The sequence below is a fragment of the Cupriavidus sp. 96C5-1 genome (assembly GCF_057798855.1).
This window is the reverse complement of sequence record NZ_JBYOJU010000002.1, coordinates 114,853-139,788: the sequence shown is the minus strand read 5'-3', so window position 1 is coordinate 139,788 and position 24,936 is coordinate 114,853. Positions and strand designations below refer to the sequence as shown.

General features: G+C 64.2%; 25 protein-coding genes. 8 read left to right on the top strand and 17 right to left on the bottom strand.

Annotated elements, in window-relative coordinates:
* Window positions 1–7 precede the first annotated feature (7 nt).
* The 9 genes from AC3FOF_RS03215 to AC3FOF_RS03175 form a co-directional block, all read right to left on the bottom strand.
* Window positions 8–880, bottom strand: coding sequence for a branched-chain amino acid ABC transporter permease (locus AC3FOF_RS03215; RefSeq protein WP_488725749.1), 873 nt, complete (start codon window positions 878–880; stop codon window positions 8–10).
* Window positions 877–1,596, bottom strand: coding sequence for an ABC transporter ATP-binding protein (locus tag AC3FOF_RS03210; RefSeq protein WP_276265556.1), 720 nt, complete (start codon window positions 1,594–1,596; stop codon window positions 877–879). Before AC3FOF_RS03210 ends, AC3FOF_RS03215 begins: the two co-directional genes overlap by 4 nt.
* Window positions 1,593–2,351 carry an ABC transporter ATP-binding protein gene (locus AC3FOF_RS03205; RefSeq protein WP_488725748.1) on the bottom strand — a complete coding sequence of 253 codons (759 nt, stop codon included), beginning with the start codon at window positions 2,349–2,351 and terminating at the stop codon, window positions 1,593–1,595. The genes AC3FOF_RS03210 and AC3FOF_RS03205 overlap by 4 nt, the downstream gene beginning before the upstream one ends.
* Window positions 2,352–2,358: 7 nt before the next feature.
* Window positions 2,359–3,741, bottom strand: a complete 1,383-nt coding sequence (locus AC3FOF_RS03200) for an ABC transporter substrate-binding protein (RefSeq protein WP_488725747.1) — start codon at window positions 3,739–3,741, stop codon at window positions 2,359–2,361.
* A gap of 13 nt (window positions 3,742–3,754) precedes the next feature.
* Window positions 3,755–4,822 (bottom strand): maleylacetate reductase, encoded by a 1,068-nt coding sequence (locus AC3FOF_RS03195; protein ID WP_488725746.1) that lies wholly within the window; start codon window positions 4,820–4,822, stop codon window positions 3,755–3,757.
* Between the two features lie 9 nt (window positions 4,823–4,831).
* Window positions 4,832–6,295, bottom strand: a complete 1,464-nt coding sequence (locus AC3FOF_RS03190) for an aldehyde dehydrogenase family protein (protein ID WP_488725909.1) — start codon at window positions 6,293–6,295, stop codon at window positions 4,832–4,834.
* 112 nt (window positions 6,296–6,407) lie between these two features.
* Window positions 6,408–7,427 carry a hydroxyquinol 1,2-dioxygenase gene (locus tag AC3FOF_RS03185; protein ID WP_488725745.1) on the bottom strand — a complete coding sequence of 340 codons (1,020 nt, stop codon included), beginning with the start codon at window positions 7,425–7,427 and terminating at the stop codon, window positions 6,408–6,410.
* A 30-nt stretch (window positions 7,428–7,457) separates the two neighbouring features.
* Window positions 7,458–7,952, bottom strand: coding sequence for a hypothetical protein (locus AC3FOF_RS03180; protein WP_017230828.1), 495 nt, complete (start codon window positions 7,950–7,952; stop codon window positions 7,458–7,460).
* A 140-nt stretch (window positions 7,953–8,092) separates the two neighbouring features.
* On the bottom strand, window positions 8,093–9,025 hold the full coding sequence (locus AC3FOF_RS03175; protein WP_017230827.1) for a LysR family transcriptional regulator: 933 nt from the start codon (window positions 9,023–9,025) through the stop codon (window positions 8,093–8,095).
* Between the two features lie 276 nt (window positions 9,026–9,301).
* On the opposite strand from AC3FOF_RS03175, the gene AC3FOF_RS03170 reads away from it, so the two are divergent.
* Window positions 9,302–10,216, top strand: a complete 915-nt coding sequence (locus tag AC3FOF_RS03170) for a transporter (RefSeq protein WP_017230826.1) — start codon at window positions 9,302–9,304, stop codon at window positions 10,214–10,216.
* A gap of 327 nt (window positions 10,217–10,543) precedes the next feature.
* Here the strand turns inward: AC3FOF_RS03170 and AC3FOF_RS03165 are convergent, their stop codons facing one another.
* Window positions 10,544–11,446: a LysR family transcriptional regulator gene (locus tag AC3FOF_RS03165; protein ID WP_488725744.1), complete on the bottom strand. Its 903-nt coding sequence runs from the start codon at window positions 11,444–11,446 to the stop codon at window positions 10,544–10,546.
* 122 nt (window positions 11,447–11,568) lie between these two features.
* Between AC3FOF_RS03165 and AC3FOF_RS03160 the strand changes: the two genes are divergently transcribed.
* From AC3FOF_RS03160 to AC3FOF_RS03135, 6 genes are all read left to right on the top strand, one after another.
* Entirely contained in the window at window positions 11,569–12,819 is a 1,251-nt protein-coding gene (locus AC3FOF_RS03160; RefSeq protein ID WP_488725743.1) for an alpha-hydroxy acid oxidase, read from the top strand.
* A 58-nt stretch (window positions 12,820–12,877) separates the two neighbouring features.
* Window positions 12,878–13,555 (top strand): RraA family protein, encoded by a 678-nt coding sequence (locus AC3FOF_RS03155; protein WP_276265477.1) that lies wholly within the window; start codon window positions 12,878–12,880, stop codon window positions 13,553–13,555.
* On the top strand, window positions 13,552–14,619 hold the full coding sequence (locus AC3FOF_RS03150; RefSeq protein WP_488725742.1) for a hydroxyacid dehydrogenase: 1,068 nt from the start codon (window positions 13,552–13,554) through the stop codon (window positions 14,617–14,619). Before AC3FOF_RS03155 ends, AC3FOF_RS03150 begins: the two co-directional genes overlap by 4 nt.
* 58 nt (window positions 14,620–14,677) lie before the next feature.
* Window positions 14,678–15,685 (top strand): tripartite tricarboxylate transporter substrate binding protein, encoded by a 1,008-nt coding sequence (locus AC3FOF_RS03145; RefSeq protein ID WP_035817964.1) that lies wholly within the window; start codon window positions 14,678–14,680, stop codon window positions 15,683–15,685.
* Complete coding sequence (locus tag AC3FOF_RS03140) at window positions 15,670–16,650, top strand: Bug family tripartite tricarboxylate transporter substrate binding protein (protein WP_488725741.1); 981 nt, start codon at window positions 15,670–15,672, stop codon at window positions 16,648–16,650. The genes AC3FOF_RS03145 and AC3FOF_RS03140 overlap by 16 nt, the downstream gene beginning before the upstream one ends.
* Window positions 16,651–16,856: 206 nt before the next feature.
* Window positions 16,857–17,258: a hypothetical protein gene (locus AC3FOF_RS03135; RefSeq protein ID WP_488725740.1), complete on the top strand. Its 402-nt coding sequence runs from the start codon at window positions 16,857–16,859 to the stop codon at window positions 17,256–17,258.
* Window positions 17,259–17,288: 30 nt separating this feature from the next.
* Here AC3FOF_RS03135 and AC3FOF_RS03130 read toward each other — a convergent pair whose 3' ends face one another.
* The 3 genes from AC3FOF_RS03130 to pcaC form a co-directional block, all read right to left on the bottom strand.
* The gene (locus AC3FOF_RS03130) at window positions 17,289–18,263 is read right to left on the bottom strand and encodes a tripartite tricarboxylate transporter substrate-binding protein (protein ID WP_488725908.1); all 975 of its coding nucleotides are present in this window, start codon (window positions 18,261–18,263) and stop codon (window positions 17,289–17,291) included.
* A gap of 188 nt (window positions 18,264–18,451) precedes the next feature.
* A complete protein-coding gene (locus AC3FOF_RS03125; protein WP_488725739.1) occupies window positions 18,452–19,315 on the bottom strand; it encodes an NAD(P)-dependent oxidoreductase in 864 nt (287 codons plus the stop codon).
* 10 nt (window positions 19,316–19,325) lie between these two features.
* Window positions 19,326–19,703 (bottom strand): 4-carboxymuconolactone decarboxylase, encoded by a 378-nt coding sequence (pcaC, locus tag AC3FOF_RS03120; RefSeq protein WP_017230816.1) that lies wholly within the window; start codon window positions 19,701–19,703, stop codon window positions 19,326–19,328.
* 123 nt (window positions 19,704–19,826) lie between these two features.
* Here pcaC and AC3FOF_RS03115 point away from each other — a divergent pair, with 123 nt between their 5' ends.
* Window positions 19,827–20,501: a GntR family transcriptional regulator gene (locus AC3FOF_RS03115; RefSeq protein ID WP_488725738.1), complete on the top strand. Its 675-nt coding sequence runs from the start codon at window positions 19,827–19,829 to the stop codon at window positions 20,499–20,501.
* Between the two features lie 225 nt (window positions 20,502–20,726).
* Here AC3FOF_RS03115 and AC3FOF_RS03110 read toward each other — a convergent pair whose 3' ends face one another.
* The 4 genes from AC3FOF_RS03110 to AC3FOF_RS03095 form a co-directional block, all read right to left on the bottom strand.
* On the bottom strand, window positions 20,727–22,055 hold the full coding sequence (locus AC3FOF_RS03110) for an MFS transporter (RefSeq protein ID WP_017230814.1): 1,329 nt from the start codon (window positions 22,053–22,055) through the stop codon (window positions 20,727–20,729).
* 84 nt (window positions 22,056–22,139) lie between these two features.
* Window positions 22,140–22,997 carry an NAD(P)-dependent oxidoreductase gene (locus AC3FOF_RS03105; protein WP_017230813.1) on the bottom strand — a complete coding sequence of 286 codons (858 nt, stop codon included), beginning with the start codon at window positions 22,995–22,997 and terminating at the stop codon, window positions 22,140–22,142.
* Window positions 22,998–23,008: 11 nt separating this feature from the next.
* Window positions 23,009–24,013, bottom strand: coding sequence for a transketolase family protein (locus tag AC3FOF_RS03100; protein ID WP_488725737.1), 1,005 nt, complete (start codon window positions 24,011–24,013; stop codon window positions 23,009–23,011).
* A complete protein-coding gene (locus AC3FOF_RS03095) occupies window positions 24,010–24,882 on the bottom strand; it encodes a transketolase (RefSeq protein WP_051078632.1) in 873 nt (290 codons plus the stop codon). The genes AC3FOF_RS03100 and AC3FOF_RS03095 overlap by 4 nt, the downstream gene beginning before the upstream one ends.
* Between the last annotated feature and the right edge of the window lie 54 nt (window positions 24,883–24,936).

Below are 24,936 nucleotides of genomic sequence, written 5' to 3'. Positions count from 1 at the left end.
GCGCTCCTTAACGGTCACGGGTCTTGGGGAAAAGCCCTGCTGGCCGGAACAGCAGCACCAGCAGGAAGGCCGCATGGCCGCACAGCACGCCCCAGCCGGGGTCGAAGCGCAAGCCCACCGCCTGCGCCAGGCCCAGCAGCAGCGCGCCGGCCAGCGTGCCGCGGAACGAACCCATGCCGCCGATGATGACCGCTTCGAAGGCATAGATCAGGTGCGCCGGGCCGATCGCCGGGTCGAAGGTCGTGCTCATGCCGAACAGCACGCCGGCCAGCCCGACCGCCGCCGAGGCCAGCGCCATCGCCAGCGCGAATACATGGCGCGGCTCCACGCCCATCAACTGCACGATCTCGGCGTCGTCCGAGGTGGCACGGAAGGCACGGCCCAGCGCTGTGCGCGCGAACAGCCACTGCAGGCCGCCGACCACGCCCAGCGCGCAGGCGAAGGTGATCAGCGGAAACACGCCGACCGAGATCTCCGGGGTCAGCGCGATGCCCGCCGACACCACGTTGCCCGCCTGCAGGCGCTGCGAATCGGCCGAGAACACCTCCAGCAGCGCGTTCTGCACGATCAGCGAGAAGCCGAAGGTCACCAGCAGCGGCGGCAGGATGTCGCGGCCGAGGGTGCGGTTGAGGATGAAGCGCTGGCCGACGTAGCCCGCCACCGCCATGACCGGCAGCACGATGCATAGCGCCGGCAGCGGCGACGCACCCAGCGTCTGCATGACCGCCAGCGCGAAGTAGGCGGCCAGCACCATGAAGTCGCCGTGCGCGACGTTGACCAGTCGCATCACGCCGAAGGCCAGCGACAGGCCCGAGGCCGTCAGCGTGTAGAGGCCGCCAAGCAACAGGCCCTGCACGAGGGTGTCGAAGAGCGCGATCATGCCGTGACCTCCGCATGATGAGTGCCAAAGTAGGCGGCGCTGATGGCTTCGCGGGTCAGCTCACCCGCCTTGCCCTCCAGCGGGACCTTGCCTTCCTGGAAGCAGTACACGCGGTCGGCCGCACGCAGCGCCTGGCCGATGTCCTGCTCGACGATGACCAGCGCGGTGCCCGACGCGCGGATGCGCGGCAGCTGCGCGTAGATGTCGCGGATCACCGCCGGCGCCAGCCCGAGCGAGAGCTCGTCGCACAGCAGCACGCGCGGGTTGCTCATTAGCGCGCGGCCGATGGCGACCATCTGCTGCTGCCCGCCGGACAGCGCCGTGCCGGGATGCTGGCGCCGCTCGCGCAGCACCGGGAACACCTCGTAGACCGCCTCGAGCTGCCAGGGGCCCGCCCTGCCCGGCTGGCCGCCGATGATGAGATTCTCCTCCACGGACAGGCTGGGGAACAGCCGCCGCCCCTCAGGGACCAGCGTGATGCCGCGCTTCACGCGCTCCGGCGCCGGCACGTGGCCGACCGGCTCGCCGTCCAGGCGCACCGCGTCGGGCGATGCCGGCAACAGGCCGACCAGCGTCTTCAGGAAAGTCGACTTGCCTGCGCCGTTGGCGCCGATGATGGCGACGACTTCTCCCTCCGCCAGCGTGAAGTCGATGCCGAACAGGGCCTGGAAGTCGCCGTAGCGGGCGGTCAGGCCGTGGGTGGATAGCAAGGTCATGCGGTGGCCTCCTCCAGTTCACTCTCGATGCCCATGTAGACCTTGCGCACCTCGCGGCTCGCCATCACGGCGGCGGGGTCGCCCTCGGTCAGCAGTGCGCCGTAGTGGATCACCATCAGGCGGTCCACCACCTTCAGGAGGGCATGCACCACGTGCTCGATCCAGATGATCGATACCCCCTCGGCACGGATCGCGCGGATGGTGTCGACCAGCGCCATCGCTTCGTCGTCGGTCAGGCCGCCGGCGATCTCGTCGAGCAGCAGCAGGTCAGGCCGGGTGCCGAGCGCGCGCGCCAGTTCCAGCCGCTTGCGGTCGAGCAGCGTCAGCGTGCCGGCCAGCCGGTTTGCCTTGGCGGCGAGCCCGGTGCGCTCCAGCACCTGCCAGGCGTGCGCGTCGGCTTCGTGCTCGCGCATGCCGCCGCCGAACATCGCGCCGACCAGCACGTTCTCGAACACCGTCATGCCGGTGAAGGGATGCGGCACCTGGTAGGAGCGGCCGATGCCGCGATGGCAGCGTGCCGACGGCGTCAGCGCGGTGATGTCCGTGCCGCGCCATCGCACTTGGCCGGCGTCGGGCCGCACGTCGCCGGTGATCAGGTTGAACAGGGTGGACTTGCCCGCGCCGTTCGGCCCGAGCACCCCCAGGGCCTCGCCGGGGGCGAGGGAGAAGCTGAGGTTGTCGGTCACCGTCAGCGAGCCGTAGCGCTTGCTGACGGCGACGACTTCCAGCAGGGGAGAGGTAGCTGCGGTATTCATGATGCGATCACGCTAGCGGCTTCAGCTTGTCCTGCACCGGCACCATTGGCGCGCGGCTGTTGTCGACGATCACGAGGTCGTACTTGTGCTTGCCGCCACCGGTGCGTCGCCACTGGCCGCCGACCAGCGGGGTCTTGGCGACGTTCTTCACCGGACCGCCGGCAAACTTCACCGGGCCCACGATGGTGTTGAGATTGGTGGCCGCCAGCGCGTCGCGGATGGCCGCCGGCTTGCCGGGATCGGAGGTGCGGCGCAGCACGTCCGCGGCGATCTCGAACAGCGCATGCGCAAAGCCGATCGGCTGGGTCCACTGCTTGCCGGTCTGCGCCTCGAAAGCGAGCGCCAGGTCGCGCGACGATTGCCCGGTCAGCGACGACTTGAACGGGTGGTTCGGCGTCCACCACACCTCCGACGACAGGCCGTCGCCCTTGTCGCCCAGCGCCTCCAGCGACGACGGGAACAGCAGCGCCTTGCCGATGGTAGCCACCTTGGGGCGGAAGCCCTTCTGCTGCGACTGGTTCCAGAAGGTGGCGAAGTCCGGCGGGATCATCACGCCGGTGACGATCTCCACCTGGCCAGCCTTGAAGCGCTGGATCTGCGCCGAGAAATCGCTCGACAGGTTCTGGTAGCGGCCGGGATCGGTCAGCGCGAAGTGGTCCTTCGACAGCGCCGGCGGGAAGCCGCGCTGCCTGTCGCCCCATGCATTGCCGTCGCCGTCGTTGGGGAACATGCCGCCGACTCGCTTGTTGGTGGCGATGCTGCTCCACATGCTGGCGAACACGCCGACCACGTCCTCCAGGCCCCAGAAGAAGTGGTAGGTCCAGTCGAAGCCCTTGTCCGGCTTGCCGCCGCGCGTGAAGAACCACGGCTGCCATGGCGCGACGGTGGAGATGCACGGCGTACGGTTCAACTCGCACTGGTCCGAGACCGGGTTGGTGGTCTCGGGCGTGGACGACACCAGCATCAGGTTGACCTTGTCGCGCAGGATCAGGTCGGCCGCGACATCCGCCGCGCGGCTGGGGTTGGAGGTGGAATCCTTGACCAGGATCTCGACTGCGTACGTCTTGCCGCCGATCTCGAGGCCATTGGCGAAGCGGGCCTTCATCTGGCCGATCACGAAGGCGTCCGCCTCGGCGAACGGCGCGAGCGGGCCGGTGCGGGGCGTGACGAAGCCGATCTTGAGCTTGCCGGCGGTGTCGGCCCGCAACAGTGGCGACCATGCGCCCGCCAGGGCGGCCGCGCCGAGCGCGGCGCCGCCGCGGAGGATGGCGCGCCGGCCCGGGTGGATCAGGCCGTCGTCGGCCGAGTTGTCGTGTGCGTCCATGCTTGTCTCCTGATAGTTGTAGTTGTAGTTGTAGTTGTAGTTGTCGTCCTGCCGTGTCGTGCGCACGGGTGGGGGATGGTCAGCCAGGCGGATCGCCGCGCCATGCGCGCGTCAGCAAGTCGAGGATGGCGTCGTACGCCACCGGCCTCGGGTTGTAGTACGGGTTGTCGGCGGCGACGCGGGCGGCCCGCTCCAGTCCCGCCTCCGGCATGCCGATATCGCGCAGCGCCAGCGGCACGCCGAGCCTGCGGTTCAGCGCGTACAGCAGCGGCCCGGCTTCTTCCGGCGCGCTGCCGCCGAGCGCGCGCGCCACCGCGGCGAGCGCGCTCGGGGCCGCGGCGTGGTTGTAGTGCGCGGCGTAGGGCAGCACGATGGTGTGCGCCTGCGCGTGCGGCAGGTTGAAGCTGCCGCCGAGCGTGTGGCACAGCTTGTGGTGCAGGGCCATGCCAACCGACCCCAGGCAGGCGCCGGCCAGCCAGGCGCCGTACAGCGCGCCGGAGCGGGCGTCCAGGTCGGCCGGGTTGTCCATCACCGCCGGCAAGGCCACGGCGAGCGCACCGATCGACGCCTCGGCCATCAGGCTGATGATCGGATTGGCATCCTGCGCGTACAGCGCTTCCACCGCGTGCGCCATCGCGTTCATGCCCGAGCAGGCCGACAGTTGCGCCGGCAGCGTGAGCGTCAGCTCCGGGTCATAGATGACGGTACGCGGCAGCACGCGCAGGTCGCGCCCGGTCTTCTTCAGGCCGCCATCGGTCAGGCCGTAGATCGGCGTCATCTCCGAGCCGGCATAGGTCGTGGGCACCGCTACGATGGGCAGGTCGGAGGTCAGCGCGATGGCCTTGCCCAGCCCGATGGTGGAGCCGCCGCCAACCGCCACGCAACAGTCGGCGCCAAGCCGCGCGGCCTCGGCGCGCGCCGCCTCGGCGGTCTCCATCGGCACATGCATCTGCGCCTTGTCATGCACGCCGGCCGCGCGCGCCCCGAGCGCCTGCGCGACGCGCTCGCCCAGTGGCCGTTGCTCCGGCGTCGTCAGCACCAGCGCGCGGCGGGCGCCGAGCTTCTCCACCTCTTCCGGCAGCCGTGCCAGGCCCCCGGCTTCGAACACCACGCGCGACGGCAGCGACTGATAGGCAAAGCGCAGCATGATCCCTCCTCAGCGCTTGAAGTGCGGCGGCACCTTGGCATCCACGTTGACCCAGACGGAGCGGGCCTCGGTGTAGTCGTGCATGGCTTCGAAGCCCATCTCGCGGCCGTAACCGGACTGGCCGACGCCGCCGAACGGGCTGCCGGGATTGACGCGCTTGTAGCAGTTGATCCAGCACATGCCAGCGTGGATGCCGCTGGCCAGCTTGTGTGCGCGCGACAGGTCGCGCGTCCACAGGCCGCTGCCGAGCCCGTAGGCGGTGCCGTTGGCGATGGCCAGCGCCTCCTCGTCGGTGCCAAAGCGCAACACCGTCACGAACGGGCCGAACACCTCCTCCTGCGCAACCCGGTCCTCCGGCTTCGCTTCGACGATGGTCGGCTGCACGTAGTAGCCCTGTGCCAGCGTGGCGGCATCCGGCGCCTTGCCGCCCGCCAATATGCGCGCGCCCTGCTCCTGGGCGACCGCCACATAGGACAGCACGCGGTCGCGGTGCTGGGCGGACGTCAGTGGGCCCATCTCGGTCTCGGGGTCGAGCGGATCGCCCAGCCGGATCGACGCTGCCAGCGCACTGAAGCGCTCCAGGAAGGCGTCGGCGACGCGCTCATGCAGCACCAGCCGCGAGCCAGCGATGCAGGCCTGCCCCTGGTTGTGGAAGATGGCCCAGGCCGCGCCGTTGACAGCGGCATCGAGGTCGGCATCGTCGAACACGATATTGGCGCCCTTGCCGCCCAGTTCGAGCTGGACGCGCTTCAGGTTGCCCTGCGACGCCTCGACGATGCGGCGACCGGTCGCGGTAGAGCCGGTGAAGGCGATCTTGCCCACGCCGGGATGCTCGGCCAGCCGCTGCCCGGCGGTGTGGCCGTAGCCGGGCACGATATTGACCACGCCGGGCGGGAAGCCGACCTCGGCCATCAGCTCGGCGATGCGCAGCGTTGACAGCGGCGTCAGCTCCGACGGCTTGAGCACCACCGTATTGCCGGCCGCCAGCGCGGGGCCCATCTTCCAGCTGGTGAACATCAGCGGGAAGTTCCACGGCACGATCTGCCCGACCACGCCGATCGGGGCGCGCTGCACGTAGTTGAGGAAACCCGTTTCCACCGGGATGACCGAGCCCTGCAACTTGTCGGCCATGCCGCCGAAATAACGGAAGCACGCCGCGGTGCGCGGCACGTCGAGGCCACGCGAATCGCGGATCGGGTGGCCGGTGTCGAGCGATTCGAGGTGCGCCAGCTCGTCGCCGTACTGCTCGATCTTGTCGGCGAGCTTCAAAAGCAGGCGGCCGCGCTCGGCGGCGGCCATGCGCGACCAGGCCGGGAAGGCGCGCGTGGCGGCGGCCACGGCAAGGTCGACGTCGGCCGGCTCGGCGGCGGCGATGGACGTGATGACGCTGCCGTCGTGCGGGTTGTACACGTCGATGGTGCCGCCCGCGAGCGCGTCGACGAAGCGTCCGTCGATGAAGAGTTTGGTCAGGATAGGCAAAATCGTCTCCTCGCGGCACGGGAAGTGCCGTGCCGCGCGATGGGTCGATGGGATTCGATGGGGAGCACGGGCTGGCCGCGCCGGGAAGTACCGGGGCTGCCGGACTTCAGAAATCGACCGGATAGGGCTTCAGCTCGCCGCTCTCGTAGCGCTGGGGCAGGCCGGGGGTGGCGTTCTCCCACACCAACAGCATCGAGCGCTTGGTGGAATAGCCCTGGTGGCGGATGTCGGCCGGCATGGCACAGATGTCGCCCGCGCGCATGGTCACGCGTGCACGCGGCGCGCCGGTGTTCTTGTCGCCGATGTCCCAGACGATTTCGTCGGACAACTGCAGGAACCATTCGACGCGGTCATTGCCATGGAAGACCGGCAGGATGAACTCCTCCGTGGTCGGGCAGAACAGGCTCTGGCCGCATACCGAGGTCACCGACGGGTTCCACGTCACGTCCGAGCGCGACAGGTACTTGAACAGGTTGAATGCGTGCAACTGGCCTTCGAAGCCAGGTTCGACATGGACTTCCGGCTCGTCCTGCGCCACATCGGCAAAGGCACGGTTGACCGGCAGGTCGTCGCGCAGCGGCGAGTCATCCTTCAGGCCTGGCATGCGGCGCGTAGCGATGCGCGAGCGCTCGATGGCGGCGCCGTTCTCGCCGTGCTTGCGGCCGAACGCGGTGCCGGTTTCCGCGGGCGCGGCGAACGGGTCGAAGCCCTCGTTGGTCCAGTCGTGCAGCATGGCCTTGAAGGTGGCCATGATCACGGGCGTCTCGAAGGTCTCGGTGTAGTCCACTCCGGCGTCCTTCATCACGCCGTTGAACGAGCCGGCGTAGACGTCCACCTTGCCATAGTGGTTGCGCGTGCCGAAAACATGGTCGAAGTTGACCCAGCCGTAGAAGAAGCCCCAGGCCACGTCGCGCATCAGTGCGCGCAGGAAGGCATCGGCCGGGATGGCGTGGGTGCGGGCCTGGCCGCCGGATGGCCAGTGGATCTTGGCAAAATATTCGTCGCGCGTGAACTCGAACCGGCCGAGGCGGAAGGTCTTGTAGCCGGTGACGGCATCGGGTCCTGTGGACACCACCTTGTCGGCGGCGAAGGTGGTGGGCTTGTCTGCAATGTCGAGCATGGCCATGGCTGGAATCTCCTTTCGGATCTTGTCTGTTCAGTGCAGGCAGATGTCCGCCCACTTCTCCACCGACAGCTCGCCGATGCGCGTCTGCACCAGCAGCACGCCGGCCCGGCTTGCCGTGAAGCGGTACGCGGCACCGGCCGGCAGCAGCGCCTGATGACCCTTGCGCAGAATCACATGACCCATGGCTTTGCCAGCCGGCGCGTCGCCGGCAAGCACGGTGCCCTGGCCGGCGGTCACCGGCTGCGGCGGGGCGATGAAGTCGATGCGCGCCTCGCCGTCGAGCAGGATGGCGAACTCATCGTGCGCACAGGTGAACCACGGCGACACGCCCTCGGCGCGCAGGGTCTCGATCACGTACTCGAGATTCTTGCCGACCACGACCTTCTCGTAAGGCGCGGATTGCGAGGCGACTTCGAACACATTGGAAAACACATAGTGTTGCGCGCTGCCCTGGGTCAGCTCGATGCCGCCCTTGCGATAGTGTTCGAGCGAACCGAACTCGGTCTTGAAGGTGGTACTGGTCACGTCTGTCTCCTGAGTGGTGCCAATCGTCTTGTTGCTGCTTTGTTGCTTCAAAGATAGGTTCTATCGCAGCGCAACAACAATTGGCCTGCCGGCGACTGCCGTGTTCGCGGATCGCGAATAGTGGGGGCCCGGAGGACGCCTCAGCGCACCCAGCCGCGTTCGAGCAGCGGCACGTCCCAGGCAGGTTCGCCCGCCAGCGCCGCCGACAGGTACTCCACCAGCACCCGCACCTTCACCGCCTGCCGCTGCGTGGCCGGATAGACCGCTGCGAAGGTGTAGGAGGCCAGCGTGTAGTCGGTCAGCACCGGCGCCAGGCTGCCGTCGAGCAGTGCTTCGCTCGCTACCAGCGTCGGCAGGCAGACCACACAGCTACCGCCGAGCGCGTAGTCGCGCAGCATGTGCACCGAATTCGAACGCACCTGGCCCGGCATTTCGATCTCGACGGTCGGCTCGTCGCCGCGCTGGAATGCCCAGCGGTTGCGCGACGGGTAGCCCGAGTAGAGCGCCACGGTGTGGCTCAGCAGTTCCACGGGCTTCTGTGGCGTGCCGTGGCGCTCCAGGTAGGCCGGTGCCGCGCAGAAGAGGCGGCGCACGGGAAAGAGCCGCTTCTCGATCAAGGACTCGGAAATCGGCGGAAAGATCTGGAAGGCCACGTCGAAGCCTTCCTCGATCGGATCGACCACGCGGTCGTTGACGATGATGTCGAGCTGGATGCTGGGGTAACGGTCGGTGAAGCCCGCCAGCAGGCGGGCCAGATGCCTGATCGCGAAGCCGGGCAGCACCTGGATGCGCAGCTTGCCGCTCGGCGTTGCGCGCACGTCGCACATCTGGTCGGTCAGGCTGTTCAGGCGCGCGACCGCATCCGCGCACTCCTTGTAGTAGGCCTCGCCCACCTCCGACAGCCTGACGTGGCGCGTGCTGCGGTGGAAAAGCGGCGCGTCGATGAATTTCTCGAGCTGCTGGATGCGGTTGGTCACCACCGAGTTGGTCACGCCGAGCTGGCGCGCCGCCTCGGCGAAACTGCTGGTCTCCGCTACCCGGACAAAAGCTTCAAGGCTGAGAAAGCGGTCCATGGCGTCTCCGTAATATCCGGCAGGTTCGATTTGCCTGCCTGCTGGCTTGCGTCATTGCCGCGAGGGGGATCGCCCCCCGCTGGCTCACCGAGAGCATAGCAAAGATCGCCGCCGCGCCCTGCGCACCCCGATCTGCGACGCCCCCCGGCGTTATTCGCGAATCCCGAATACGGCAGTCGCGGCCCGCCGCATTGTGATACCCCGGCCAATCGCCCTATCGTTCGCCCCTGGCTGCGCACAAAACATAACGGACATAACGACCGAGGAGACACGAAGATGCACTCAGACCACGCAACGCGCCATCGATGGATCCTGAAACTGGCGGCCTGTGCCGCGCTGGCGACACCGGCTGCGTCGCAGGCCACCGAGGGCGGTGGCTCGATCTATCCCGTCGGCGCCGAGAACTACGGCTGCTGCGCCCTGCCGCCGCCCGGCGTCTACGGCCAGGTCTTCGGCCAGCAATACAACGCCTCGACGCTGCGGGACAACCACGGGGATCGCATTCCCGTGCCGAATTTCCGGGTGGAAGCCACGGCCATCGTGCCGCGGCTGATCTGGGTGACGCCAACGCAGATCTTCGGCGGCTCGCTCGCCTTCCACGGCATCCTGCCACTGGTGACGCTCAAGGTTAACGCGGGCGCTGAAAGCCAGCGCAACACCGGCATCGGCGACATGACCTTCGGCACTGCGCTGGGCTGGCACTTGTCCCCGACCCTGCACCTGCTGGCCGGCGTCGATGTCTTCGCGCCGACCGGCGGCTATCGCCAGACCGACCTGGCGAACATTGGCCGTCACTACTGGGCAGTGCAGCCGCTGGTGGGCGTGACCCGCATGGACCCCGAGGGCGTGAACGCCGACCTGAAGCTTATGTACACCTTCAACGGCAGGAATGACGCCACGGATTATCGTTCGGGCCAGGAGTTGATCGCCGACTATTCGCTCGGCTACGGCATCCTCCGCAACTGGGTGGTGGGTGTCGGCGGCTACTACTACCTGCAGACCACCGACGACCGGCAGGCTGGCGCGACCGTGGCGAATAACCGGGGCCGCGCCTTCGCCATCGGCCCCTCGATCAAGTACGACAGCGGCAAGGGCTGGTTCGTCAGCCTGAAGTATCAGGCCGAGACCGGCGTGCGCAACCGTGCGGACGGTGGCGCGCTCTGGCTCAAGGCCACGTTCCCGCTGTACTGAGCGAAGGCCGGCGGCCTGAGCAACGCATCGCGTGATCGAAGCACGCGTGCGATGGCGGACTGTGCTTGCGCACTGAGGGGGTGCGCTCGCCACCTGCCCATGGTCGCCTTGGCCGCGCGACAAATTCGATCAATCGTTCTTGCGAGAAAATTGAGTTGACACATTGGCGGGTACTGGGAACTTGCCTTGGTGAGCGACACATCCGGTTCCTGCAACGAGAGCGTAATATTACGCGGTGTCCATTTAGGCCACTCGTCCGGGCAGTCAAAGAAGCATTGGGCCTTTGCGTAGCGCCACTACCGTGCTCCGATGTTGCAAACGCTGTGCCTAGACGAAACAACGCGGAGCTTGGAAGTCGATGACGCCACGGACAATCTCGCGCATCGCCAGGATCAACGGCCGGGTGTCATCGCGACGCCACTGCACTGCATAGTGAAGCGGCTCCAGAGCGTCGCTATCCGGCAAGAATCGGAGTGCTCCCCGTTCGACAAGTGCGTCAGCCCACAAGCTCGGAACGAATCCGAAACCCAGCCCTTCAACCAGCATTCCAACGACAGCGCCCCAGCTATTGCACATCAGGCGCCGGCCGACCATGAGCCCACGGCGAGCCAGCCACTGGTCGAGCACCCTGGTCCCCCCGGCACCAACGGGGAGCGTCAGCAACGTCTGCTCTCCCATGAGCATCCGTGGCTCGTCGGTGCCGGCCGTCTTGAGGAACGACTGGCTAGCGACCCACGCAAAGTCCACCTGGCCAATCCGCTCGGCTGCCAAGCTGCTGCGGGTGGACGGCCCAGCGAGAACGCCGATATCCAGCTCCCCGTCATGGAGACGCTGCTCAAGGACCTGCCCGATATCGAGATGGGGCTCCAGCAATAGGCCCGGGTGGCGTGACGACACTTCACGCACGAGCCTGGGCAACCAGGTAAGTCCGCTCAACTCGCCCAAGCCGATACGGCATCGTCCAATCAAGCCCTGACGCTGCCCCGCGGATTGCCGCAACTCTGCGGCGGCGTGCAGCATCGCGCGAATCTGCGGCAGCATCTGCTCGCCCTGCGCGGTCAGTTCGGCGCTTCGCCCGCTGCGGTCGAACAATTCCACGCCCAATGACGCCTCCAGTTCGGCAATCCGTTTTGAGAGGGACGAGACGGACAGGTGGACGCGCTCCGCCGCCACCGTGAAGTTGACACAGGTTGCCGCCCAGTAGAAAGCTTCGAGTTGCTTAAGAGTCATAGCGAGTCCCAACGACCGATGGTCGACTTTTTCCAAAAAGCGAAATTATATCTTCGGTATTTTTCACTTTTTTCGTTGCGTGCGGGTTGCTAGATTTGCTCCAACCCATAGCAATCGCTCCCATGTCGACCGCTCCCCTCTACGATGCCGCACAGACTTCTGCACTTCACCCCGGTGGCAAGGATACCGTTGAAGCAAGCGGGCGCGACATCGCCTGGCTGAAGCAGCAGGTGTTGTCGCTGAAGGACTTCGAGCCGTTGGCTCGCAAGCGGCTGCCCAAGCCGCTGTACGCCTACGTAAGCGGCGCGGTCGAGGACAACATCTCCCTGGGTCAAAATCGACGGTCGTTCGAGGAAATCGCACTGCGACCACGCGTGCTGGCGGGCGTCTCTACGCGAGACCTGAGCTTAACCCTGTTCGGCCAACGATATGCCGCGCCATTCGGTCTTGCACCCATGGGCATCTCCGCGCTTTTCGCGTACCGCGGGGACGTCATCATGGCACAGGCAGCTTGCCAGGCGTCCGTACCGGCCATCATGAGCGGTTCGTCCCTGATTCGGCTCGAAGAGGTCATGGAAGCCGCTCCAGGGACTTGGTTCCAGGCCTACCTGCCCGGTGACATGCGCCACATCGAAGGCCTGCTTGCGCGGGTTGAAGCGGCCCGGGTCGAGACCCTCGTCATCACAGTGGACACGCCCGTGGCGGGCAACCGCGAAAACAACGTGCGTGCGGGCTTTTCCACCCCGCTACGGCCTAGTGCGCCCCTCGCCTGGCAAGGCATCACCCATCCGCGCTGGCTGCTCGGCACCTTCGCCCGAACCCTGCTGCGCCACGGCGTGCCGCACTTCGAGAACGCCTACGCCCACCGCGGTGCACCCATCGTCTCGCGCGACGTGCAGCGGGACTTCTCGGACCGCGCCCATTTCACTTGGGACCACCTGGCGACCATCCGTCGCCGCTGGCGGGGGCAGCTCGTCGTCAAAGGCATCCTGACTGCAGAAGATGCGCGCCTCGCTCATCAGCACGGCGTCGACGGCATCATCGTGTCCAACCACGGTGGCAGGCAGCTTGATGGCGCCATCGCTTCAATGCGAGCCCTGCCTGAAATCGTCGAGGCCGTCCCGCAACTGCCTGTGATGCTCGACAGTGGCGTGCGTCGCGGCACCGATGTCATCAAGGCACTCGCCCTGGGCGCCCGATGCGTTTTCATTGGACGACCGTTCGCCTATGCCGCGACGGTCGGTTCCCGCCATGGCGTTGCACATGGCATCGACCTGATGCAAGCCGAGATTTCTCGCGACCTGGCCATGCTGGGCATCACGCGCGTGACAGATGTTGATGCACATTGCATCCAGCGCCCCCTTCCGAACTGAGTTGCAGCTTCCAAGTCAATCCAACAGGTCCTTCACGGCCGACACAGGAGACAGAACAATGACTTCGCCGCATGGTTTTCGCATCCATCCGCGCCCCGCACACCTTGTCAGTTCCTCGCTGATGGAACGGTACCGGCATTTCCCCGTCGCCAACGTCAGCGACGCGATGAGCCGCACGACCGGAACCAGTCAGCTGCGCCCGTTTCACCGCCGCGATGGCAACCTGGTCGGACGAGCGCTTACCGTTCGCACGCGTCCGGGCGACAACCTCATGGTTCACAAGGCAATTGACCTCTCTGGCCCTGGTGACGTTATCGTAGTAGATGCGGGTGGCGTGGGACCCAATGCAATCATCGGCGAGATCATGCTTGCGCTCGCCATCTCGCGCGGAGCAGCCGGCTTTGTCATCGATGGCTTGATTCGCGACAGTGACGCGATTGGCAAGGAGCCACTGCCTGTCTACGCGCGCGGTGTCTCGCACCGTGGCCCCTATAAGGATGGTCCGGGTGAACTCCACGTACCGGTCTCCATCGACGGCATGGTGGTCCGACCTGGCGACCTGATTATTGGCGATGGTGATGGACTGCTGGTGGTTCCCGCCGAAGAAGCCGAAGCGATAGCGGTCCACGTGGAAGACGTACAGCGGACCGAAGCCGGCATTCTGGAATCGATCGCACAGGGTCGCGCGGACCGCGCCTGGGTGGACCGCTCGCTGGCTGACAAGGGGGTACTGTGAGCCAGTCCATCACAACCATTCAAGGGCAGCGTCAGGTAGTGCGCTTTGACTACTGGCTCGACCCCGCCTTTAACCGGATTGTGGGCGAGCGCCCCGGCATCAGTCTGCACACATGCCAACGCGAAGGCGCTGACGACGAGGCTTGGGCGCGCCTGTCTCAGGCACACGTGTACCAGATTACGGCCGCCAAGGACGAACTGCCCCGGCGCTGGTTCGTTACCGCGGAACTGCTTGCGCGTTGCCCGAATCTCATCGCGGTGTCATCAAGCGGGTCTGGCTGCGACACGATTGACATCGATGCCTGCACGGCAGCGGGCGTTGCCGTGATGAACCAGGCCGGCGGCAACGCCGATTCCGTAGCTGAAATGGCAGTGGGATTGATGTTGTCCGTCATGCGACGCATCCCCGAATCCGACCGTCGCATGAAAGCGCATGGCACCGGAAGCCGCGAAGACCTGATGGGCCACGAACTACGCGGGCGCACGCTGGGTCTGGTCGGGGTCGGACATGCCGGAAGTCGTGCTGCAGCACTTGGCCGTGCTTTCGGCATGCGCGTGATTGGCTATGACCCCCTTCTCAATAGTGCGGAGATGGCCAAGCGAGGCGCCGAGTTTGTCTCCTTCGGCGAGTTGCTGCGCACCGCTGACGTCGTTTCGCTGCATTGCCCCCGAAACGCCAGCACCCTGGGGATGATGAATGCAGACACCTTCGCGACAATGCGCCGCGGAAGCATATTCGTCAGTACGGCGCGTGGAGGCATCCACGACGAAGAGGCCCTATATGCCGCGTTGTCGTCCGGCCACCTTGCCGGAGCCGGTCTGGACGTCTGGGACCAGGAACCGCCACCGCCAAGCCATCCGCTCCTGACCCTTGAGAACGTCGTAGCCACCTTCCACACGGCCGGAGTAACGCATGACGCTCGTCGCAGGAACGCGACGTTGGCCGCCACGCAAATTGTGGAGCTGCTCGCAACAGGCGAGAAGCCCGAGCGCCTTGTGAATCCCGAAGTCTGGCCCAGGGCGAGGCAACGGATAGACGCCGCCTTGCTCGCTGCCGCCGACTGACCAAGCAATAGCCACAACAATACGCCGGCTTCATGAGGGCCGGCGAGGAGACAAAACCATGCATTCCACTCCCGACTTCCGTCGTCGGCGTCTATCCGTTCTCCTGGCTGCGTGCTCGCTCGCCGGCATGGTTGGCGCTTTGGCGCCAGTCGCAGCCAGGGCCGAAGCCGCACCATGGCCGAATCGCCCAATCGAGATGATTGTCGCGTACGCTCCTGGCGGCGGCACTGACCTGGTTGCCCGCTTGCTCGCACGACATCTCGAGAAGGAGCTAGGCGCAACCATTGTGGTCCAGAACAAGCCAGGCGCGGGTGGCGCCATTGGCTTTGCCGAGCTGGCACGCGCCGCACCGGACGGCTACACCGTCGGCTTCATCAACACGCCGAACCTGCTGACTATTCCGATTGAGCGCAAGACGACGTTCACCTGGAAGAGCTACGATCTCATCGGCAACCTGGTGGACGACCCGGGCGCATTCACCGTTAGCCAGTCCAGCAACATCGATTCCTTGGCCACGCTCGTGAAGTACGCCAAGGCGAACCCGGGCGCGGTCACTGTAGGCACCACGGGCGTGGGCTCAGACGACCATCTCGCCATGCTCTTGTTTGAAAAGGCCTCCGGCGTAAAGATGACGCACGTGGGCTACAAGGGCGCCGGCGAAGTCCGTGGCGCCCTGACCGGTCAACAGATTACGATTGGCGCCATCAATGTGGGCGAGGCATTGGCGTACCAGAAGGGTGGCACGCCACTCAAGTTCCTGGGACAGATGGGAGCTGCACGCGCGGTACTTGCGCCCAATGTGTCGACCTTCCGCGAGCAGGGCTACAACATCGAGCTGGCATCCTTGCGCGGGCTCGCCGCGCCCAAGGGCCTGCCGGAACCGGTAAGGAAGAAGCTGGTCGCCGCCCTGGCGAAGGTTGTCGCGGACCCGCAATTCAAGCAGCAAGCCGATGCCATGTTTGCGCCGCTGCGCTACCTTGATCCTGCCGCATATGCCGCTGAACTCGAGCGAGGTGAGGCGGGCTTCCGTCAACTGTGGAAGGAGATGCCATGGCAGGAAAAGTAAGCCGGCTTCTCCGGACTGCGGCTGGCTCCGCGACACTCGCCTGGTCCACGCTCCTGTTGGCGCAGCCGGCGTTGCTGCCCGGTCCGATTACCATGGTCGTCGGATGGCCTGCGGGCGGCCCCTCGGACGCCGTTGCCCGTCTGGTGTCTGCGCAAATGTCCAAGGCGCTGGGGCAATCCATCGTCATCGACAACCGCGCAGGGGCAGGCGGCAACATCGGCACGGATGTCGCCTCTCGCGCGAAACCGGATGGCAGCACCATCATGCTTGCCACGGTGGCCTCGCACGGCCTGAATTCCGCGCTTTACAGCCGGCTGAACCACGACCCGATCAAGGACTTTGCGCCAATTGGCCTGATTACGACCTCACCAGGCGTGATGCTCGTTCCCAAAGACTCTCCATATCGCTCTGTCCAGGACCTGATTAAAAAGGCGCGCGCTCAGCCTGGTCAGCTGAACTTCGGCTCAGGCGGTGTCGGCTCAAGCCAGCATCTCGCGGGCGCGGTGTTCAGGAAGCTGGCCAACGTGGACATAGCACACATCCCGTTCAAAGGCACCGCCCCTGCAATGACCGACCTGATGGCCGGCCGAGTCGACTTCGTCATCACGACGGGAGCGCTCCCCTTCATCCGTTCTGGCAAGGTTCGTCCGCTTGCTGTTGCCGCGCATCAGCGACTGCCAGCGCTTCCCGACGTGCCAACTTTCGACGAAGCCGGCGTGAAGGGGTTCTATACCGATTCTTGGTATGGGTTGGTGGCGCCAGCGAACACGCCAAGGCCAGCGCTGGAGAAGCTGAACGCCGCGCTGAACCAAGCATTGCGAGACCCTGAGCTTCATAGACAGTTCTCGGAGCAAGGCTCATTGCCTGTCAAGCCGATGGGTGTGGATGATTACTGGACCTTCGTCAAGAAGCAGATGCCCATCGCTGCAGAACAAGTTCGCATCTCCGGGGCAAAGGTGGACTAGAGAAGACTCGACAACGAGAATGGCTTGGGACGCTGTCCCCGGAATAACCCACGCGTACATGGCCACTACGCCTTCATCCAACCGTATTTTTTCGCCCCTGAACTGCTTCGCGGTGGGCAACCAGGGCAGAGAGCCCTGGTTGCCCACTGCTGCTGTATGATGCGACGGTTGGCTTTGAGAAGCCTGCTCTATCACGCAACGCCCCCGTGGAAAACGAAACCTACCTGCAGTTTGACACCCTGCAAGCTCTCGCCCGCCGTACTGATGCCGTAACTGTCGACTGTGCGTGTAGCGCCCCTGAACTTGATGGTTGGACTTCTTTGCCGGTCTCCTTCCCAGAGCAACAGCTTGGCGCCATTGGCACCTTGGTTCGCGATATCTACACCGAGGCGACCTTTGAGGAGTATCACCCTCAGGACACAACCCTCTGGTCGGCCGCAGCACCGATTGCCGCCCTCTACTATCCGTACAACCGCTGCACCGTCTCGGAGTGCAACGTATGCCAACGCGCGTATTTGCGCTACGTAGAGGGTGGAGGGTACTTTGTCGACCCGCGCATCCGTCGACTGAGGACCGGTGTTCTTGTGGACGCCCCACTCTCTGAATAGGCCGGAACCTCCGGTCCTGTCCAAGCTGCGCTACTCCGCGTAGACGCCTGCCGCCTTAATGACCGGGGTCCAACGTGCGATTTCTGCCTTGGTGCGTATCCCGAGCGTCGGCGCATCTTGCCGCGCTGCGGTCGGAACGGTGACCCCCATCTGGGCAAACCGCTGCAATACGGCCTGGTCAGCAAGCGCGAATCGCAAGGCTTGGTTCAATCTTTCGATGACTGCCGGCGGCGTACCCTTCGGCGCGTAGAGACCGTGCCAAACCTCGAGCTCGAAGTTTGACAAACCCGCCTCGGCGAACGTGGGGACATCTGGCAGGCTCGGTAGACGCGAGGCTGCCGCCAGGGCATAGGGCTTCAACATTCCGCTCTTGATGTAGGGGCCGGTCGCCACTGGTTGGTCACATAGCAGGTCGACTTGTCCAGCAAGCAGGTCCTGTAGCGCCGGTCCGGTACCGCGATACGGCACCATGGTCACCTCCGTGCCGAGCGTCTTGGCCAGCAGCATCGCGCAGAGATGCGATGTCGAGCCGTTACCCGCATGGCCGAAACGCACCGAGCCCTGTTTCTGCTTGATGAAGGCAATGACATCCTTCAGGTTCGAAGGCGCGAAGCCCTTTGTTCCTACGAAAATCATCGGCACGTCAGCCGCTTGGCCAATCGGCTCCAGGTCCTTGGTCGAGTCGAAGCTCAGCTTCTTGTACAACGCCGGCGCGGTGGCAATGCCCATGTTGTGGAAGAGCAGCGTGTAGCCGTTCGCCTGTGCGTTCACAACCCGCGCCGTCCCAATTGTCCCACCCGCGCCCCCGGAATTCTCAATGACGACCGGTTCCTTGAGGTTGCGAGCCATGGCTTCACCCAATGCCCGCCCAATCACGTCAGTAGACCCTCCCGGTGCATACGGGATGATGACCTGAATCGGCTTCGTTGGATACGACTGAGCAGTCGCGATTGCTGAAGTCAGCGCTATGGCAATACCTGTGGCTGCTGCGAAAATTCGTTTCATGATGTCTCCAGTCTGAACGGCGACTTCTGTCGATTCGCCTTGTTTTTTTGGCTTGTGGCCGTCGTAGGGACGAGCGTGACCCACCGCGCCTTTCGGCGCGGCAAATCCATACATCGAAGAATCCGGGAGCCTCCCAGCCTATCCGCTTCCGGTCGGAAGCCTTGTCGAAGCGGCTTGTTGGCCCGCGACTATGGGTGCTCGACGAAGCGGTACATTTCCGTGTGGTCCGCGCCCTTCCCTAGCTCTTTGGATGCTTGCGTGCATAGAGCGTTGACATGCACGCCTAGCGGCATGGCGGCGTCTACTGCCTCGGCAAGAACGGCCGCGATGCCGACATCCTTTGCCATCAGGGCGAGCGAGAACCCGGAATTGAACGCACCGGAAAGCATGAACTGCTTTGCCTTGTTTTCCGTCGTGTTGTTCTTCCCGGTGGAGCTGTTCAGGACGTCGACCATGACGTCGGGGTCGATGCCAAAGCGCTGGCCGGCAATCAACGCTTCCGCGGTCGCGATCAAACCAGCGGCCGACACGTAGTTGTTCAGCGCCTTCATTGCATGGCCTGCGCCAATGCCGCCCACATGGGTGAGCGTGGAACCCAAGTGTCCAAGGAGCGGCCGCACCCTGTCGACATCGGCGGCATTCCCACCGGCCATAATCGCCAGAGTCCCTGCGCGCGCCCGGCTTACCCCGCCAGAGACGGGAGCATCAATCATCGTCAAGCCTGCCGCCTTGACCGCTTCCAAAAGCGTTCGCGTGCGCACCGGGTCGGCGGAACTCATGTCGACCACGAGGGCTCCTCGCTGCAGAACCTTGGTCAACGTGAGGACGGCTTCGTCGACGATTTCAGAGTTGGGCAGCATTGTCACGACTACATCGCAGTCGCCGAACTCTTGCAGGTCCGCCGCTACACGGCCTGCCTTGTGCTCGGCAGCGAAACGCTCCCGCGTCTGCGCGGCCACGTCATAGGCCAGAACGTTCACCCCCGCTGCGACCAGGCGGCCGGCCATGGGGAAACCCATCATGCCAAGGCCGACGAATCCAATCTGCTTCATGGCCGACTCCTTAGATGTCCATTTCCTTGAACACTTCCCGGGCGATGCGGAACGAGTCAATCGCCGCCGGCACGCCGCAGTAGATGGCCACCTGCAGGAAGACCTCTTTGATTTCATCCTTGGTCAGCCCGTTGTTGATGGCGCCACGCACGTGCAGCTTCAGCTCGTGCGGCCGGTTGAGCGCGGCAATCATCGCCAGGTTCAGGAAACTGCGCGTGCGACGCTCCAGGCCTGGGCGATTCCAAACATCCCCCCAGCAGTACTGGGTCACCAGTTCCTGCATATCGCGATTGAAGTCGTCGGCATTCTTCAGCGATGCATCGACGTACTCGCTGCCCAGCACTTCACGACGGGTCTTGAGGCCTTTATCGAACAGGTCTTGATTCATGTGTCTCTCCTTTGGCTAACGGGTCCCATCGTAGAGCGCACCTTTTCGTAAGTCAATAAGATTGTCTTACAATCTGTTTGGTTGGAAATCTGGGATAATTCCTGGCAACCAGCGTGGCGACCTATGGAAACTGACCTTTACATCAAGCGAGACATGACAACCCTTCGTCAACAAGTGACGGATAGGTTGCGGCAAGCCATCCTTTCCGGCCGTTTCGTCCCGGGTGCGCGACTCGTCGAACGGGAGCTCTGCGAAAACCTGGGGGTGAGCCGACCGCTTCTACGCGAGGCGCTGCAGCAGTTGCAGGCAGAGGGGTTGATTCACCTGATTCCTCACAAGGGCCCGGTGGTAGCCACCATTTCCGAAGAAGAGTCGCGCCAAATCTATGCCGTGCGCGCCTATCTCGAGGCGTGTATCGGTGAAGGATTCGCGCGCAACGCAACGGACGTGCAGATTTCCCGCCTGAGGGAAGCACTGCAGTACCTGGCCACGCCCGAAGCTTCCGCAGACACAGATGCCTTGCTCCTGGGCAAGAACACCTTCTATGCAATCTTGATGGAGGGATGCGGGAACGAGATTGCCGGGCAGATGCTGACCCAGCTCAACAACCGCATTACCCTCTTGCGCCGTCTGTCGCTCGGCCGCACCGGACGGCTTGCCGAATCCATCAAGGAGCTCGATGCAGTTGTCTCGGCAATTGAGAAGCGGGATGCGGAGACCGCTCGTCGACTGTGCTTTGACCACGTTCGGAGCGCGGCGAAGGCTGCAGAGGACGCTCGCTCCCTCGCTCACGCTTGAAATTGACAGCTGGTTGCACCAGGCGTCCTCAACTTGCCACTCATGCCGCCGCCGGTCGTAACGCGCTGGCCCGCGAGCGCTCGTCAAGGCCATCCGCACCCTTTTTCGCAGAGCTCGACTTGTACCAGCCAGAAGATGGCCAGCAACCTATCGACGGCCGGACGTGCAAATTGATATGGCCCGTCGCACAAAGCGACGGGCCATTCCCTATTCAATCGTTCTGCGCTATCCGTTCACCACCGGACGCCGAGCTTGCCGAAGCGACAGTTCGCGTTCCTCCACCGCAGGCGCGGTCTCGCGCATTGTCAATGCGCAGAGCGTCGAGGTTACCCCGAGCAGCGAGAACAGTAACGCCGGACCGATCCAGCCGACAATGCCATACAAGCCAGTCGCGAGGAACGGCAGCGTGCCGGCCACCAGTGAAGCACCGTTGTATCCGAGCGAGATACCAGACGAACGCACATTGGGCGGGAACTGTTCAGCAAACCAGCTAGGTTCCACGGCAAATATCGGGTCATGACTCAGCAGCAAGGACAGCGAAATCGCGGTCACCACCATGACGCCCGCGCCCGTGTTGATCAGCATGAACATCGGGATGCCGAAGGCGATCGTAAACAGCGCTCCGATGAAGAAGACCGGGCGGCGGCCAATGCGGTCGCTCCACGCGCCGTAGATCAAATGGCTGACGAGACCGATTGCTGAACCGATCATCGTGCCCCAGAGCACGTTTTCCTTGGTCGAGACCTGGGCCAGCACCACATACGACAGCATGAAGCTCGTCGTAATGTAGTAGCCGCCAGTCTCGGCCAGTCGAACGCCAACGATGCGCAGCACCTTGCGCCAGTCATTGCGCAAGACGTCCATGGCCGGCTGCTTGACGATCGTGTTCTGTGCCTTCATCGCTTCAAAGTCCGGTGATTCCTTCACGCTCAGACGAATGAAGATGCCAATTACCACCATGACAATCGAAACCAGAAAAGGCATGCGCCATACCCAATCGCCCTCAAAGAGGGCGACGGATAGCAGGAAGGCGCCATTGGCCATCAGCAGCCCCATTGGAATGCCGATCTGCGGCACGGCTCCGAAGAAGCCGCGGCGACGCGGCGGCGCATGTTCACACGCCATCAGAACGGCGCCGCCCCATTCCGCACCAAAACCAATGCCTTGAATCATTCGCAGCAGGATCAGAAGGACGGGCGCGATGACGCCGGCCTGTTCATAGGTAGGCAAAACTCCGATCAATACGGTAGCACCACCCATGGCCAACAACGACCAAAAGAGCACGGACTTGCGCCCGATGCGGTCGCCATAGTGACCTGCGAGGTAACCTCCGAGCGGGCGCATAAAAAAACCGACCGCCAGTGTGGCGAAGGCGGCCAGGATGCCGACAATCGGCTCCGTGGTGTGGAAAAAGACCTTGCCGAACCAGCCGGCCGCGGCCGTGCCATAGATGAAGAAATCGTAGCTTTCCACCGCCGAGCCAATCATGGATGCGATGGATACCTTGACAGCACCGTCCCTCTTCGGCGCGCCTGTGGATGTCACTTGTGTCATGGGGTTGTCTCCAATGTCTTTATTGTTAGCGGCGAAGACTTCGCTGCTCCTGCCGCGAAACGTTGCTGCGTGGTCGTTGCGCGGCTATTGCCAGGTTTCAATTACCCGGCTGTCGTCACGAGCCCCTAGACCCGCGTCTGCCGCTTGGCAATAGCGTGCATGAGCGATGTCCAGGAGCGGCACTTGTGCGTCGCAGCCGCGAGCAGCATCCGCGACGAGGCCGCTATCCTTGACGAAGATGTTGATAGCGCTGGTCACCTCCACGTCCGTGCCGGCCAACATGCGCGGACCACGGTCCGATAGCATCCATGAACCGGCTGCGCCTTTCTCGATCAGTGGCAGTACTTGTGCGGGATCCAGGCCAAGCGAGCGCGCCAGACTAAGCGCCTCTGCGGCCGCCACGATGTGTACCGAGCACAAATGTTGGTTGACGACTTTGATAGCCTGGCCGTCGCCAAGCGTCGTGCCTGTGTTGCGCACAACGCCCATAGCGTCCAGCACCGGCCGCACCGCTTCGATGTCGTTGGTTTCCCCAGCGGCGAAAATCATGAGCTCGCCGGTGCGTGCGCGCGCCACCCCGCCGGTAACGGGCGCATCCACGACGCGTGCTCCCGCATTGCGCAGTTTTCCGCCTTGTTCGCGAACGCTGGCAGGTCCGACGGTCGACATAATGATCCAGTGCTGGCTGGCTAATTCACTTGGTGCCTTCTCGATAGCCTCGTCGACGAGCTTCGCGAGTTGGTCCGGCGTGGCGACCATAACAACCACAACATCGCCCGCAGGGAGATCCGTCACGCGATTGACGGCATTGATGCCTTGCGCTTCGGCCTTTTCGCAGGCGGCTGTCATGACGTCCATGCCCGCGACGGTGTGGCCGGCGCGATGGATTTGCAAGGCCATAGGCAGGCCGATCGCGCCTAGTCCGATGAAATTGACCTTCATGGATGCATCCTTTATTTCAGCCATTGCTTGATGTTCTCAACCATCATTGCGGTCGAGATGCCATAGCGGTCATGTAGTGTCGGCAAGGCGCCGGCGTCCAGGAACTGGTCCGGCAGAGCAACGACCTTGAATTCCGGTTGCAGGCGCGCTTGCATCAGCGTCATGGCGACGGCCTCGGACAGGCCGCCCACGCGGCTGTGGTTCTCCGCGACGATGACCAGCCGCCCGCTACGGCGGCACTGCTCGATAATGGTCTCTTCGTCAAGCGGTTTGATCGTCGGCACGTGCAGCACACCCACGTCAGCGGCGCCGCCCGACATGGCCTGGGCTACCTCGAGTGCACGCATGGTCATCAATCCGGTGGAGACGATCAGCACATCTTTGCCGTCGCGCAGCAGCTTGGCCTTCCCGAGTTCGAACTTGTAGTCGTATTCATCGAGGACCAGGGGTACCTTGCCGCGCAGCAAGCGCATGTAGACCGGGCCCTTGTGCTCGGCGATGGCTGATACTGCCTGCTCCGTATCCAATGCGTCGCAGGGGTCGACGATGGTCAGGCCCGGGATGCCTCGCATCAGCGCGATATCTTCGGTAGCCTGATGGCTCGGCCCGTAGCCTGTGGTCAGGCCGGGCAGCGCCGCGCAAATCTTGACGTTGAGGTTCTCCTCTGCGATGACCTGGTGGATGAAGTCATAGGCACGCCGTGTAGCGAACACCGCGTACGTAGTGGCGAACGGCATGAACCCTTCCTTCGCCATGCCGCCTGCTGCAGCCATCAACAACTGTTCCGCCATTCCCATCTGGAGGTGGCGCTCAGGGAACGCCTGACTGAAGATGTGCAAGTCGGTGTACTTCGAGAGGTCGGCCGTCATGCCGACAATTTCCGGGCGCTTCTCAGCTTCCGCCACCAATGCGTGGCCGAACGGCGCCGTGCGCGTGCGCTGCCCTTCGGCAGCAATCGAAGCAATCATGGCCGACGTCGTCAGGCGCGGCTTTGCGGTATTGGTGGCAGCGCTCATTGCTGGGTTTCCTTAGCGTAGTTGGCATCCAGATCGGCGATGGCCTTTTGCCATTCGTCGGCTTCTACGCGAATGAAATGGTTCTTCTCACGCGTTTCCAGGAAAGACACGCCCTTGCCCATCAGCGTGTCAAAGAGGATGACGCGTGGAACCGGGTCCTTCACGGCACGCGCCCGGTCAAACGCGTCGATCACGGCCGGCAGGTCATTGCCGTCGACGCGCTGGACATGCCAGCCAAAGGCGCGCCACTTGTCGTGGGCCGGCTCGAAGCCCAGCACCTCATGGGACACGCCGTCCGCCTGCTGTCGATTGATGTCAACCAGCGCAATAAGGTTGCCCAGCTTGTGGTGCGCGGCGGACAGTGCGGCCTCCCACGTCGCCCCTTCATCCAGTTCGCCGTCGGACATCGAGTTGTAGACGAAGGCCGAACTACCCTTCATGCGCAATCCCAGCGCCATGCCTACGCCGATGGCCAGTCCCTGGCCAAGGGATCCACCCGAGATTTCCATACCGGGCGTGTACGTGGCCATTCCCGACATCGGCAGGCGGCTGTCGTCGGAGCCGTAGGTATCCAGTTCGGCCTCGTCGATAATGCCGGCCTCGATGAGCGCCGCGTAGAGGGCGATAGCATAGTGGCCATGCGACAACAGGAAGCGATCGCGGCCCTCCCATTCAGGTTCCGCGGGACGCAGTTGCATCGCATGGCAGTACGCCGTTGCGAGGACATCTGCATAGCCCAGTGCCTGGCCGACATAACCTTGCCCCTGTACCTCGCCCATACGCAGCGCGAAGCGGCGGATACGCCATGCATGCCGTGCTACGGCGTCATGCGACGCGACGGTTGCCTGAGGTGACTGAATTGCTGTCATTGTCTCCGTTCCTATGTTGGTACACCTTTCTTCCCACCGGTCCGCGCCTAGGGT